Source organism: Thioalkalivibrio sp. ALE25, assembly GCF_000377285.1.
Classification (GTDB): Bacteria; Pseudomonadota; Gammaproteobacteria; order Ectothiorhodospirales; family Ectothiorhodospiraceae; genus Thioalkalivibrio.
Genome location: NZ_KB897925.1, coordinates 237,729 through 251,718, shown reverse-complemented (window position 1 = coordinate 251,718; position 13,990 = coordinate 237,729). Strand labels below are relative to the sequence as shown.

General features: G+C 67.4%; 11 protein-coding genes and 3 tRNA genes. 6 read left to right on the top strand and 8 right to left on the bottom strand.

Going from position 1 to position 13,990, the window contains the following annotated elements; genetic code table 11:
* Positions 1–5: 5 nt before the first annotated feature.
* From tuf to C996_RS0101245, 4 genes are all read right to left on the bottom strand, one after another.
* Positions 6–1,196, bottom strand: coding sequence for an elongation factor Tu (gene tuf / locus C996_RS0101260; RefSeq protein ID WP_018865669.1), 1,191 nt, complete (start codon positions 1,194–1,196; stop codon positions 6–8).
* A gap of 66 nt (positions 1,197–1,262) precedes the next feature.
* Positions 1,263–1,338, bottom strand: a tRNA-Thr gene (locus C996_RS0101255).
* Between the two features lie 75 nt (positions 1,339–1,413).
* Positions 1,414–1,487: transfer RNA gene (locus C996_RS0101250), tRNA-Gly, on the bottom strand.
* 56 nt (positions 1,488–1,543) lie between these two features.
* Positions 1,544–1,628 (bottom strand) — tRNA-Tyr (locus tag C996_RS0101245).
* Between the two features lie 216 nt (positions 1,629–1,844).
* Between C996_RS0101245 and pilB the strand changes: the two genes are divergently transcribed.
* Genes pilB through zapD form a run of 5 tightly spaced genes read left to right on the top strand, consistent with a single transcriptional unit; the run spans position 1,845 to position 7,163 of the window.
* Complete coding sequence (pilB, locus tag C996_RS0101240; protein ID WP_018865668.1) at positions 1,845–3,560, top strand: type IV-A pilus assembly ATPase PilB; 1,716 nt, start codon at positions 1,845–1,847, stop codon at positions 3,558–3,560.
* Between the two features lie 43 nt (positions 3,561–3,603).
* Positions 3,604–4,815 (top strand): type II secretion system F family protein, encoded by a 1,212-nt coding sequence (locus C996_RS0101235; RefSeq protein WP_018865667.1) that lies wholly within the window; start codon positions 3,604–3,606, stop codon positions 4,813–4,815.
* Between the two features lie 3 nt (positions 4,816–4,818).
* Entirely contained in the window at positions 4,819–5,682 is an 864-nt protein-coding gene (locus C996_RS0101230) for an A24 family peptidase (RefSeq protein ID WP_018865666.1), read from the top strand.
* 9 nt (positions 5,683–5,691) lie between these two features.
* Positions 5,692–6,336: a dephospho-CoA kinase gene (gene coaE, locus C996_RS0101225; protein ID WP_018865665.1), complete on the top strand. Its 645-nt coding sequence runs from the start codon at positions 5,692–5,694 to the stop codon at positions 6,334–6,336.
* A gap of 56 nt (positions 6,337–6,392) precedes the next feature.
* Entirely contained in the window at positions 6,393–7,163 is a 771-nt protein-coding gene (zapD, locus tag C996_RS0101220) for a cell division protein ZapD (RefSeq protein ID WP_018865664.1), read from the top strand.
* Positions 7,164–7,196: 33 nt separating this feature from the next.
* Here zapD and C996_RS0101215 read toward each other — a convergent pair whose 3' ends face one another.
* The 4 genes from C996_RS0101215 to C996_RS0101200 all read right to left on the bottom strand — a co-directional run bounded on the left by C996_RS0101215 (position 7,197) and on the right by C996_RS0101200 (position 13,490).
* On the bottom strand, positions 7,197–8,174 hold the full coding sequence (locus C996_RS0101215; RefSeq protein ID WP_018865663.1) for a Nudix family hydrolase: 978 nt from the start codon (positions 8,172–8,174) through the stop codon (positions 7,197–7,199).
* The gene (gene argJ / locus C996_RS0101210) at positions 8,155–9,366 is read right to left on the bottom strand and encodes a bifunctional glutamate N-acetyltransferase/amino-acid acetyltransferase ArgJ (RefSeq protein ID WP_026279154.1); all 1,212 of its coding nucleotides are present in this window, start codon (positions 9,364–9,366) and stop codon (positions 8,155–8,157) included. Before argJ ends, C996_RS0101215 begins: the two co-directional genes overlap by 20 nt.
* 12 nt (positions 9,367–9,378) lie before the next feature.
* Positions 9,379–12,177, bottom strand: a complete 2,799-nt coding sequence (gene secA / locus C996_RS0101205) for a preprotein translocase subunit SecA (protein ID WP_018865661.1) — start codon at positions 12,175–12,177, stop codon at positions 9,379–9,381.
* A gap of 422 nt (positions 12,178–12,599) precedes the next feature.
* Positions 12,600–13,490 (bottom strand): M23 family metallopeptidase, encoded by an 891-nt coding sequence (locus tag C996_RS0101200; RefSeq protein ID WP_026279153.1) that lies wholly within the window; start codon positions 13,488–13,490, stop codon positions 12,600–12,602.
* 45 nt (positions 13,491–13,535) lie between these two features.
* Between C996_RS0101200 and C996_RS0101195 the strand changes: the two genes are divergently transcribed.
* Positions 13,536–13,976, top strand: coding sequence for a DciA family protein (locus C996_RS0101195; protein WP_018865659.1), 441 nt, complete (start codon positions 13,536–13,538; stop codon positions 13,974–13,976).
* The last annotated feature ends 14 nt before the right edge of the window (positions 13,977–13,990 follow it).

Here is a 13,990-nt window from a genome sequence, read left to right as displayed (position 1 = left end):
CTCGTTCACTCAATAATCTTGGAGACGACGCCGGCGCCGACGGTGCGGCCACCTTCGCGGATCGCAAAGCGCAGCCCGTCTTCCATCGCGATCGGGTTGATCAGGGACACCGTCATCTTGACGTTGTCGCCCGGCATCACCATCTCGGTGCCTTCCGGCAGTTCCACCGAACCCGTCACGTCGGTCGTACGGAAGTAGAACTGCGGGCGGTACCCATTGAAGAACGGCGTATGACGACCGCCCTCGTCCTTGCCCAGGATGTACACCTCGGCCTCGAAATGCGTGTGCGGGGTGATCGAACCCGGCTTGCACAGCACCTGACCGCGCTGCACGTCGTCACGCTTGGTGCCACGCAGCAGGATGCCGACGTTGTCGCCCGCTTCGCCCTGGTCCAGCAGCTTGCGGAACATCTCGACGCCGGTGACGGTGGTCTTCTGGGTGTCACGAATGCCGACGATCTCGATTTCCTCGCCAACCTTCACCACACCCCGCTCGACACGACCGGTCACCACGGTGCCACGACCGGAGATCGAGAAGACATCTTCCACCGGCATCAGGAACGCGCCGTCCACGGCACGCTCGGGCTCCGGAATCCAGCTGTCCATCGCCTCCACCAGCTTGTAGATCGCCGGGGCGCCCACTTCGCTCTCGTCACCTTCCAGCGCCTTCAGCGCGGAACCGGTGATCACCGGGGTGTCGTCACCCGGGAAGTCGTAGGAGGACAGCAGGTCGCGAACTTCCATCTCGACCAGCTCCAGCAGCTCCGGATCGTCGACCATGTCGGCCTTGTTCAGGAACACCACGATGTACGGCACACCCACCTGACGCGCCAGCAGGATGTGCTCGCGGGTCTGCGGCATCGGGCCATCGGCCGCCGACACCACCAGGATCGCGCCGTCCATCTGCGCCGCACCCGTGATCATGTTCTTCACATAGTCCGCGTGCCCGGGGCAGTCGACGTGCGCATAGTGGCGAATGTCGCTTTCGTATTCGACGTGCGCGGTCGCAATCGTGATCCCGCGCGCCTTCTCTTCCGGCGCATTGTCGATCTGGTCAAACGCACGGGCTTCGCTCCCGTACTTCTTGCCCAGCACCGCCGTCATCGCCGCCGTCAGCGTCGTTTTCCCATGGTCCACATGACCAATCGTCCCCACATTCACATGCGGCTTCTTACGCTCGAACTTTTCCTTGGACATTTCTCGCTTCCCCGGATCGTGACGCTAAAACTCAACAGCGACGCAGGTTGTACGCTGACATTAATATGGAGCTCATGACCGGATTCGAACCGGTGACCTCTTCCTTACCAAGGAAGTGCTCTACCGACTGAGCTACATGAGCCGGATAACTCTATTGCTATGGCTGCCAGGGCCTCGGCCGGGCCGCCCGCAAGGACGCACCACAACAGGCCAAACGTGGAGCGGGTGATGGGAATCGAACCCACATCATCAGCTTGGAAGGCTGAGGTTCTACCATTGAACTACACCCGCAGAACCCTGGCTTGCCTGACCACCGCCCACTATGGCCGCTGGCTTCAAAAACTCGATGGTGGAGGGAGGAGGATTCGAACCTCCGAAGGCTGAGCCAGCAGATTTACAGTCTGCCCCCGTTGACCGCTTGGGTATCCCTCCTCGATCAAGCCGCGTATTCTGAACCAGCGCGAAGCGCAGCGTCAAGCGCCTCGAGCATTCGCTTCCGGCCGCGGCGCAACAGCCTTGTCTTCTGCGGGGTTGATTCCTATGATCGGGGGCACAGCGGGGGGCGCCAGTGGTCCGCCAGGGCGTTTCCCTTCCGCCGCGGACGCACGTATTGTGTGGCCCATCACTGGTTTGTATACGCAGAGGCCCATGGCGAACACCACTACGGCACCGCGGCTCCCCGGGCTGGCCAAACGCCTGGTCGAGGCCGGCCTGATCGCGGAGGACATCGCCTCCCAGCTGGTCGAGGAGGCCCAGTCCCAGCAGACCCCCCTGATGACCCTGCTGGCCAGCAAGGGCCAGGTGGCGGAGGCCCGGCTCGCGGAGGCCGCCGCCGAGGAATTCGGGCTGCCGGTATTCGACCTCGCGACCTTCGAGCCGGAACTGCTGCCCAAGGATCATCTGAACGAGAAGCTGATCCAGAAGCATCACGCCCTCCCGCTGATGGTGCGCGGCAACCGGCTCTACATCGCCGTCTCCGACCCGACCAATCTTGGCGCCACCGACGAGTTCAAGTTCGCCACGGGCATGCCGGTGGAGGCCGTGCTGGTCGAGTCGCACAAGCTCGACCGCTTGATCGACAGCGCCCTGAGCGCCGCCTCGTCGCTGATGGACGACCTGGGGGACGACGGCCTCGACAGCCTGGCAATCGAATCGGGCGACGACGACAAGGACAGCTCGGACACCGCCGAAGGGGCGGACGATGCCCCGGTAGTGCGCTTCGTCAACAAGCTGTTGATGGACGCCATCAACCGCAAGGCCTCCGACATCCATCTCGAGCCCTTCGAGAAGGACTTCCGCGTGCGCTTTCGCATCGACGGCGTGCTGCACGAAGTGGCCCACCCGCCGAACTCCCTGGCACCGCGAATCACCGCGCGGGTCAAGGTGATGTCGCGCATGGACATCGCCGAACGCCGCGTACCCCAGGATGGACGGATCAAGCTGAAGCTGTCACGGACGCGGGCGATCGACTTTCGTGTCAGCACCCTGCCGACGCTGTACGGCGAGAAGATCGTGATGCGTATCCTCGACCCCAGCAGCGCGTCGATGGGGATCGACCAACTGGGCTACGAGGAACATCAGAAGGAAGCCTATCTGCAGGCGCTCAGCCGGCCCTACGGGATGATCCTGGTGACCGGCCCCACCGGGTCGGGCAAGACCGTATCCCTCTATACCGGCCTCGGCATCCTGAACACCGCGGACCGCAACATCTCCACCGCCGAAGACCCGTCGGAAATCAACATGCCCGGGGTCAACCAGGTCAACGTGAACCCGAAGGTCGGCCTGACCTTCGCCAGCGCCCTGCGCGCCTTCCTGCGCCAGGATCCGGACGTGATCATGGTCGGGGAGATCCGTGACCTCGAGACCGCCGAGATCGCGATCAAGGCCGCGCAGACCGGCCACCTGGTGCTCTCTACCCTGCATACCAACGACGCGCCGCAGACGCTGACCCGCCTCGCCAACATGGGCGTGCCACCGTACAACATCGCGTCGTCGATCCTGCTGATCATCGCCCAGCGCCTGGCGCGGCGCCTGTGTCCGAACTGCAAGGAACCGGAACAGCTGCCGGAAGAGGTCCTGCGCAAGGAGGGCTTCACCGACGCCGATATCCAGGCCGGGGTGACTGCCTATCGCGCGGTGGGATGTGACCAGTGCACCAACGGCTACAAGGGCCGCCTCGGGATCTACCAGGTCATGCCCATCAGCGAGGAGATGCAGCGCGGCATCCTGGAGGGCTACAACTCCATGCAGCTGGCGGAACAGGCAGAAAAGGAAGGCATCGAGGACCTGCGCCGCGCCGGTCTGATGAAGGTAATGGCGGGGCTGACCAGCCTCGAGGAAGTCAATCGCGTGACCAAGGACTAGTGCCGCAAGGGGCACGGGTCACCAGCTACAGGGGGACAGGGGGATGGCCGACTCCGGGACGATCTACACCTGGGAAGGACTGAACAAGAACGGCGACCGGGTCAAGGGCGAGACCCCGGCCGACAATGAGGCCACCGCGCGCGCCGAACTGCGCAAGAACGGCATTAACGTCGTCAAGATCCGCAAGAAGCCGAAGTCGCTGTTCTCCGGCGGCAACAAGAAGATCGTGCCGGCGGATATCGCTTACTTCCTGCGGCAGATGACCACGATGCTGCAGTCCGGTGTACCTCTTGTGCAGGCGTTCGAGATCGTCGGCCGCGGGAACGAGAAACCCGCGATGCGCGACCTCGTTCTGAAACTGAAAGCGGACGTGGAAGGCGGCGAGACCTTTGCCAAGGCCCTGTCCAAGCACCCGCGTCACTTCGACGACCTGGTCACCAACCTCGTCGAGGCGGGCGAGCAGGCGGGGACGCTCGAGACCCTGCTGGACAAGATCGCCACCTACAAGGAAAAGACCGAGGCCCTGAAGGCCAAGATCAAGAAGGCCCTGTTCTACCCCGCAGCGGTCGTCGTGGTGGCCATCGTGGTCACCGCGATCCTGCTGATCTACGTGGTCCCGCAGTTCGAGGCCCTGTTCCAGGGCTTCGGTGCCGACCTGCCGGTGTTCACGCGGATGGTGGTGGACCTCTCGGAGTTCACCCAGAGCTGGTGGTGGGCGATCCTCGGGGTCATGGTGGCGATCGGCTTCGTCTTCGTGCAGGCCAAGCGGCGCTCGCCACGTTTCGCCCGCTTCCTCGACATCATCATCCTCAAGGCCCCGGCCTTCGGGCCGATCCTGCGCAAGGCCGCGATCGCGCGCTTCGCCCGCACGCTGTCGACCATGTTCTCCGCAGGGGTCCCGCTGGTGGATGCCCTGACCTCGGTCTCCGGGGCCACCGGCAACGCGGTCTACCGCGAGGCGACCCTGCGCATGCGCGACGAGACCGAGGCAGGCGGGCAGTTGCAATGGTCGATGCGCAATACCGGCGTGTTCCCCAACATGGTGGTGCAGATGGTCGCGATCGGCGAGGAATCCGGCTCACTGGACTCCATGCTGGCCAAGGTCGCGGACTTCTACGAGGACGAGGTCGACAACGCCGTCGACAGCCTGTCCAGCCTGCTGGAACCGCTGATCATGGTGGTTCTGGGCGTGCTGGTCGGCGGTCTGGTCATCGCCATGTACCTGCCCATCTTCCAGATGGGTCAGGTGATCTAGGGAATGCTGGCCGAGACCGGCGCGCAACTGGGCGCCTGGGCCCTGCCGATCGCCGGGGTCTTCGGGCTGCTGATCGGCAGTTTCCTGAACGTGGTCATCGCGCGCCTGCCGGTGATGCTGGAACGCGACTGGGAACGCGAGGCCCGCGCCATCCTCGAGCACGAACCGCCGGGCGCAGAGGAGCGTTTCGACCTGGTGCGCCCGCGCTCGCGCTGCCCGCAATGCCAACGCCCGATCCGAGCGCTGGAGAACGTGCCCCTCCTCAGCTATCTGCTTTTGCGCGGGCGCTGCCCTGGCTGCGGCACCCGCATCAGCTGGCAGTATCCCGCGGTCGAGGCGCTCACCGCGCTGCTGTTCATCGTGACGATCTGGCACCTGGGGCCGAACGCCACAGGCCTCCTGGCCCTGGTGTTCACCGGCGTGCTGATTGCGGCGGCCGGCATCGACGCGCGCACGACCCTGCTCCCGGACCAGCTGACCCTGCCCCTGCTGTGGCTGGGCCTGCTGGTCAATATCCCGGGGACCTTCACCGACCTGCAGTCGGCGGTCATTGGCGCCGTCGCCGGCTACCTGGTGCTGTGGCTGATCTTCCATGGCTTCCGCCTGCTGACCGGCAAGGAGGGCATGGGCTTCGGGGACTTCAAGCTGCTGGCCGCGCTGGGCGCCTGGCTGGGCTGGCAGGCCCTGCCGGTCATCCTGCTGCTGGCCTCGCTGGTCGGCGCCGTAGTCGGGATTGCGTTGATCCTGCTGCGCGGCCGTGATCGCAATATCCCGATCCCGTTCGGCCCCTATCTCGCCGCCGCCGGCTGGCTCGCGCTGATCTGGGGAGACGAGCTGCTGGCCCTCTACTTCCCCCAGGGATTCTAGGCGACGGGCATGCTGCGGGTCGGACTCACCGGGGGGATCGGCTGCGGCAAGAGCCGGGTCGCGGGGTTGTTCGCCAGCCTCGGCGTGCCGGTGCTGGATGCCGACGCCATCAACCGCGAGCTGCAGACACCGGGACACGACCTCTACGCTGCCATCGTGAACCGCTTCGGGCCCGGCGTCCTGGATGCCCGCGGGCACCTGGACCGCGGCGCCCTGCGCAGCCGGATCTTTGCCGACCCGGGGGAGCGCCAGGCGCTGGAGGCCCTGGTCCACCCCGCGGTGGAGGCCCGCATCGAGGAAGACCTCGCCGCGCTGCCATCCGACACGCCCTACGCCCTGATCGTGGTTCCACTGCTGTTCGAGGCCGGCTGGGAGAACCGCTTCGACCATGTGATCGTGGTCCACTGCGAGCCCCACGAGCAGATCGCCCGCGTCACCCAGCGTGACGGCCGCAGCAGCGCCGAGGTGGAGGCCATCCTGGCGGCCCAGATGAATCCCGAGGAGCGCCGCCTGCGCGGGGACAGCGAAATCCGCAATCGCGAAGCCACAACGGAGGCCGACTTGGCGAACCAGGTAGCAGAACGCGACGCCGCCCTGCGCGAGCTGTCCGCCACGACCGCCTCCCGGGTGGAAATCCGCCCCCCGAATACCTGATACTGCCGGGATTCCCGGGCCATGCACCTTCAGCCCTCCTGCCGAACGGGCACGCCGTGAGCCAGACCCTGACCTTCGAACAACCGCTGCATGAACGCGTGCGCCTCCTGCTGCGACTGGAGGCCCTGAACGCGCGCTTCGCCGACGCACTGGAGTCGGGGCGGCCGTTCGACCACCACGAGGCCCTGGTCTCCCTGGTCGATATCTACGCGCTGGTGACCCGCGTCGACATCAAACGCGAGCTGATGGGCGAGATCGAACGCCAGACGGTCAACCTGAACCGCCTGGCCAACCAGCCGGGCGTGGATGCCGAGCGCTTCCGCGAAACCATGGACACGCAGAAGCGGCTCCATGATGCGCTGGAGGAACAGGCCGGCGCCCTCGATCACCGCGTGCGCGGCAGCGAGTTCTTCTCCAGCGTACGCCAGCGCATGGCCCTGCCGGGCGGCGCCTTCGACTTCGACCTGCCGATCTACCACTACTGGCTCGCACAGCCAAGCCAGGCGCGCAGCGAACTCCTGCTGGAGTGGTTCGAGCCGCTCAATACCGTCGCCGAGGCGACCGCCCAGGTGCTGCGCTACATGCGCCGCTCGGGCCACGCGGAGCCGGTCACAGCGGAGGAGGGCTACTTCGAGCGCAGCCTGGACACCAGCCATGCCTGGCAGCTGATCCGGGTGACCGTCGACCCCACCCTCGGGGTCTATCCGGAGATCAGCGGCGGACGCCAGCGCTTTACCGTGCGCTTCTTCGCCCCGGGCGACTTCCGCGAGCGCCCGGTTCCGGCCAGTCGCGACGTCCCCTTCCAGCTCTGCTGCTGCGCGATCTGACACCGTGACCGGGCTCGTTGCCCGGCGACGGGATCAACCGTCCAGCAGCCCGCGAATGCCGGCAATCCCCTGCGCTCCCGCCCGGCGCGCCTGGGCCAGGTGCCCCGGGGTCATGCCTCCCAGCGCATAAACCGGTACGCCCGCACCGGCCGTCCAGGCAGTGAAGCGCTCCCAGCCCAGCACCTCGGCCCCGGGGTGGGTGGCGGTCACCTCCACCGGCCCGAGGACCACGAAATCCAGCCCCAGCGCGGCGACCCGCGCGAGCCCGGCCCGGTCATGCACCGACGCGCCGATCCAGCCACCCCGGTCCGGACGCGTCTCCAGTTCGCGCCAGCGCCGCTCCGGCAGATGCAGCCCCACCTCCGGGAACCCGGTCAGCCAGTCCGCCGGGGCGTTGGCCAGCACCGGGATACCCAGCGCGCCGGCGGGCCCGGCGATGGCCGCGAGGAAGTCGCGATAGGCCGACGCGTCCAGCGCCGGCGCCCGAACCTGGACCATGCCGGCCCGGCCCGCGCGCAGGGCCCGGACCACGCGCTCCGCGATCGCGTCGGCCTGGCCCGCATCGTCCGGGGACGGGGTGATCAGATAGCGCTCGGGGAGCCGCAGCGCGTTGAGCATCGCGCGGTTGGCCGCCGGGAAATCCGCCGGGTCGAGGGTGTCCGGGCGCAGCCACGCCATGGTCTGGCCTTCGCGCGGCGCGGGTTCGCCGGACCACGTGCTCACGCGAAACACGTGCAGGCGCACGGCGCGCTCCGAATAGCGGTGATCAATGGTCAGGCACTGAACCGCAGCGCCGACCCGGACGCCCAGTTCCTCATCCAGCTCGCGGGCCAGGGCCGTGGCCGGCGATTCCCCCGCGGCCACCTTGCCCCCGGGGAATTCCCGAAACCCGGCCAGGTGCTGCCCGCGCGCACGGCGCGTGACGAGCACGCGGCCCCGGGCATCCAGGATCAGCCCGATCGCGACCTCGACCGGCCGGGAGACAACCGGTTCAGGACCGGTATTCGGCATTGATGCGCACGTACTCGTGGGAGAAGTCGCAGGTGTACTTGCGCGCGCCCGCGGGGCCCCGGCCGAGGTCGATGCGCACATGAATCTCGTCCGCGCCGAAGGCCCGCTGGCCATCGGCCTCTGCATAGGCCGGGGCCCGGCCACCGTCGCGAACGATCTCCACATCATTCACGTGGATCGCGACCCGCTCGATCGCCAGGTCCGGCACACCGGCGCGCCCCACCGCCGCCAGGATCCGGCCCCAGTTGGGGTCCGAGGCGAACAACGCGGTCTTCACCAGCGGGGACAGCGCGACCGTCTCGGCCACCTGCGCCGCTTCTTCGCGCTCCCGCGCCCCGGTCACCTCCACGGTCACGAACTTGGTCGCGCCCTCGCCATCGCGCACGATCGCCTGGGCCAGCTCCAGACACACCGCCGCCAGCGCGGCGAGAAACGCCTCCCGATCCGCCGGCGTGGCGAGCCCAGCGCCGCTGGCGCCACTGGCCATCACCACGACCGCATCGTTGGTCGAGGTATCGCCGTCCACCGTGATCGCATTGAAGCTGTCGCGGTTGGCCACGCGCAGCAGGCCCTCGAGTTCGGCGGCGTCGATGGCGAGATCGGTCCCGATGAAGGCCAGCATGGTCGCCATGTCCGGGTGGATCATGCCGGAACCCTTGGCGATGCCCGTCAGGGTCACTTCGCCCTGCGACAGGGAGACGCGGCGGCTGCAGCCCTTGAGCACGGTATCGGTGGTCATGATCGCACGCCCGGCCTGCATCCAGGTATTGGGCGCCAACCCGGCGTACAGGACCGGCAGGGCCGCGACGATCCGCTCGACCGGCAGCGGCTCCCCGATCACGCCGGTGGAAAACGGCAGGACCGCATCCGCGACGGTCCCGGTCAGGCCGGCCACCGCCTCGCAGGAGGCGCGCGCGGCGGCCAGCCCGGGCTCGCCCGTACCGGCATTGGCGTTGCCGGCATTGATCAGCAGCCAGCGAGCGTGCCCCCGCGCCTGGTGCTCGGCGGCCACCACCACGGGCGCCGCGCGGAAGGCATTGGTGGTGTAGAGCGCGGCGATGGTCGCTTCCGGGCCGGCGTCGATCAGGACCAGATCGTCACGGCCGGCGTACCGGACGCCAGCTGCGGTCGCGGCCAGGCGGATGCCCGGCACGGGATGAAGGACCTCCGGGGCGATCAATCCAACGGCCATTGTGGGCGTCCCCTACAGCTTGCCGTGGCAGTGCTTGAACTTCTTGCCCGAACCGCACCAGCAAGGCTCGTTGCGTCCCAGCTTGGGCTCCTCGCGACGATAGGGGGCCTCGCCACTGGCGACCGGCTCGCGGCCCTCCGCCTCGCCTTCGGCATCGGGCTTCAGGGCGCTGTCGGGGTTCTGGTGCTGGAACTGCAGGTCGTCCTCGGCCGGCGCGGCCTTCTTCGGCTGTAGCGCCTCGACCTCCTCCGGCGACCGCAGCTGCATGCGCAGCAGGAACTTCACGACATCGTGCTTGATGCGTTCCAGCAGGGACTGGAACATGGCGAAGGCTTCCTTCTTGTACTCCTGCTTCGGGTTGCGCTGAGCGTAGCCGCGCAGCCCGATGCCCTGGCGCAGGTAGTCCATCGCGGCCAGGTGTTCCTTCCACTGGCTGTCCAGGACCTGCAGCATCACGTCACGCTGCAGCCGGTTCATGGTCTCGTCGCCCAGCTGCTCGCGCTTGCCGGCCAGCATCTCGCGGGCATGCCCCACGATGCGTTCGCGCAGCGGCTCTTCGTGGAGGTCGTCCTCGTCGTCCAGCCACTGCTGCACCGGCAGGTCCAGCCCGAACTCGCCGTTGAGGGCCTGCTGCAGGCCCTCAACGTCCCACTCGTCCTCGATCGAGCCCGGCGGGATGTACTGGCTGATCTGGGCGTTGACGACGTCCTCGACCAGGGTGTCGATGGTGTCGCTGATGTCTTCGGTGGTCAGTAGTTCGGCGCGCTGGTCATAGATCACCCGGCGCTGGTCGTTGGCCACGTCGTCGTATTCCAGCAGCTGCTTGCGGATATCGAAGTTGTGGGCCTCGACCTTGCGCTGGGCGTTCTCGATGGCGCGGGAGACCCAGGCGTTCTCGATCGCCTCACCCTCCTTCATGCCCAGGCGCTGCATCAGCCCGCGCACGCGCTCGGAGGCGAACACCCGCATCAGGTTGTCTTCCAGCGACAGGAAGAAACGGCTGGAGCCCGGGTCACCCTGACGCCCGGAGCGCCCGCGCAGCTGGTTGTCGATGCGCCGCGACTCGTGGCGCTCGGAGCCGATGATGTGCAGACCGCCGGACTCGAGCACGGCATCATGGCGCTGCTGCCAGTCGGCCCGGATGGCCTCCTGCCGGGCCGTGTCCTCCGGATCCACCTCGGCCAGTTCGGCATCCAGCGAGCCGCCCAGGACGATGTCGGTGCCGCGCCCGGCCATGTTGGTCGCCAGGGTCACGGCTTTGGGACGGCCGGCCTGGGCAATGATCGAGGCCTCGCGCTCGTGCTGCTTGGCGTTCAGGACCTCGAAGGCGATGCCGGTCTTTTTGAGGGCCTGGGCCAGGCGTTCGGAGGCCTCGACGGATGCAGTGCCGACCAGCACCGGCTGGCCGCGATCCACGCACCACTGGATCTCCTTGATGATGGCGGTGTATTTCTCTTCCTGGGTCAGGAACACCAGGTCCTGCATGTCTTCGCGCACCAGCGGTTTGTTGCCGGGGATCACGACCACTTCCAGGTCATAGATGGTCTTGAACTCGTATGCCTCGGTGTCCGCGGTACCAGTCATGCCGGCGAGTTTGTCGTACAGCCGGAAGTAGTTCTGGAAGGTGATCGAGGCGAGCGTCTGATTCTCGCGCTGGATCGGCACGCCTTCCTTCGCCTCGATGGCCTGGTGCAGCCCCTCGGACCAGCGCCGCCCGGCCATGATGCGTCCGGTGAACTCGTCGATGATCTGGACCTTGTCGTCGCGCACCAGATAGTCGACGTCGCGATGGAACAGGGCGTGCGCGCGCAGGGCCGCGTTCAGGTGATGCAGGACCGCGATGCTCGCGGAGTCGTACAGGGTCTGGTGTTCTTCCAGCAGACCCGCCTGGCGCAGCAGTTCCTCGGCCTTCTCGTGACCCTCTTCGCTGAGGAAGACCTGTTTGGCCTTCTCGTCGACAAAGTAGTCGCCCTCGCTCTCCTCGTCTTCCTGACGAGTGAGCTGCGGCGGGATGGTGTTGAGCCGCTCGTAGAGTTCCGAGCTGTCGCCGCTGGGGCCGGAGATGATCAGCGGGGTACGCGCCTCGTCGATCAGGATCGAGTCGACCTCGTCCACCACCGCGAAGTTGAGCGCCCGCTGCACCCGCTGGTCGGCCGAGAAGGCCATGTTGTCGCGCAGGTAATCGAAGCCGAACTCGTTGTTGGTCCCGTAGGTGATGTCCGCCGCGTAGGCCTCCCGACGGGTGACCGGGCGCAGGTGCTCGAACCCGCCCTCCTCGGCGTGATAATCCGGATCGAAGAGATAGGAGGCGGAGTCCACGCCCAGGCCGCCGGAGCTGTTGACCACGCCCACCGAGAGCCCCAGCGCGTGATAGAGACGCCCCATCCAGGCGGCATCGCGCCGGGCCAGGTAGTCGTTCACCGTGACCACGTGCACCCCGTCGCCGGTCAGTGCGTTGAGATAGGCCGGCAGGGTCGCGACCAGGGTCTTCCCCTCGCCGGTACGCATCTCGGCAATGCGGCCGTCGTTCAGGACCATGCCGCCGATCAACTGCACGTCGAAATGGCGCAGGCCCATCACCTGCGCGCTCATCGCGCGGCACACGGCAAAGGCTTCCGGCAGGAGCTTCTCCAGGTCCTCGCCCTCGCCCAGGCGGCGCTGGAATTCCCGGGTCTTGTGGCGCAGCTCGTCCCGCGACAGCGCCTCGGTGGAGTCGGCCAGGGCATTGATGCGTTCCACCGCGCGGGTATAGCGCTTGAGGATGCGATCGTTGCGACTACCGAAGATCTTCTGAACGAGCTGCTTGACCATGGGGATCCGTAAGGGTTGGCTGAAACCCGCCTAGGATAAACGATCCGCCGGGGAAACGCTGTGCCGGGAAAGCGGCTTTCCGGGAGGCCACCGACGCCGAATCCCGCGCCGCGCAGCCACTAGGGAGTGATTTAATCGCACGTCCGCGTTGGTGCCCCCTGTTTTCCGAGACAAGGCGCGTCGTGCAGCGGGTAGTGGTTCTACCCGCAAGGGGCGCAACGCAGGGTCGGGGAATAGGGGGCACCAACCCCGCAAGCGATTGAATGCAGGGGCTCGGGCGCCCGTTGCTGATCAAAAACGGGCGCGCGCACGGCGTTGCGGTTCCCTTGTGCAGAGTGACTGCACGGCAGTCACCGCGCCTTGTTCGCACGCAAAAGCGACTCGAGCGCGGACGTGCGATTCAATCAGCGTCTCCCTAGGTGTCAGTCCCGATCGGGAAGGAAGTTGTAGGGATTGAGGGCCTTGCCGGCATCCACCACCTCGTAGTGCAGGTGGGTGTCGGTCGCGCGGCCGGTGCGGCCCATGGTCGCGATCACCTGGCCGGCCTCCACGCGCTCGCCAGCCTCGACCAGGATCTCCGCATTGTGGGCGTAGCGCGTGTTCAGGCCGCCGCCGTGGGCGATCTCGACCAGGTTGCCGAAGCTGCTGCGCCGCCCCGCGAACACCACCAGACCGCCACCCGCCGCGCGGATCTCGGAGCCGGGCCGACCGGCAAAGTCCATCCCTGAGTGGAACCGCCGATTGCCGGTGAACGGATCCTCGCGGTAGCCAAACGCCGAGCTGATCCAGGCATCATCCTCGACCGGACGAAGCCGCGGCGACAGGGCCTCGCGCGAGGCATCCAGGCGCAGCTCGGAGCCCACGAGGTCCACCGCGGCGCTGTGCCGGCCCAGCAGGTGCTCCAGCGCCAGCAGGCGGTCGTGCACCTCCAGCGGCGAATCCGGTCCTTCCAGCAGGGGCCCGCCCTGCCCCCCGGTCTCCGGCGCCAGATCGGCCACGTCCAGCCCGAGGGAGTCGCCCACCGAGCGGATGCGCAGATCCACACGCGACAACTGGCGTTCCAGCGCCACGACCCGTTCGACCAGATGATTCAGGCCCTCGCGGGCGGCTTCGCGCTCCACCGTCTCGACGGCCACGGGATCCAGGGTATTGGTCACCGGAATCCGGACCACCTCGCGCTGGCTCTGGCCGACCAGATAGGCCGCCACCACCGCGGCCGCCATCAGCAGCACCAGCACGCCCCCCGACACGGCCATCGCCCACAGGGGCAGGCGTGCACAAAGGCCGTCCGGACGTAGTACGATCAACTGCATGCGAATCCTCTTGTTCTCTCCGCCTCGCGCGACCGGGTTGCCGGGATGACACCGCAGCGGATCACCCGCTTCATCGCCCGCGACTGGTCCGCGCACTCCGGCCGCGACCGCGGCGTGGAGCGCGCCCTCGAGGGCCTCGCCGGCAATGCGCTGAAGGCGCGGCGACTGGCGTTCACCCTGCGCGAGGACACCCTGGTCGCGATCTGCGCGGACCGCGGCCTGGCGACCGAGCTGCGCTTCCAGCAACGCGAACTGCTCAAGACCCTGCGTGCCGCGGGCTTCGAGGGCATCGAGCAGATGCGCATCCGGCTGTCCCGGGTGCCCCGCCCTGCCGAACCGGCCGCGCGGCTGGAACGGCGCGAGATCCCGGAAGCGGCCCGGCAGATCCTCGCCGACACCGCCTCCCGCATTGAGGATCCCGAACTGGCCGGTGCGCTGGAACGGCTCGCCCGCGCGGCGCGCCCGTCCGCGCCGAAGCCGGACTGAATCGGCGCCGCGGT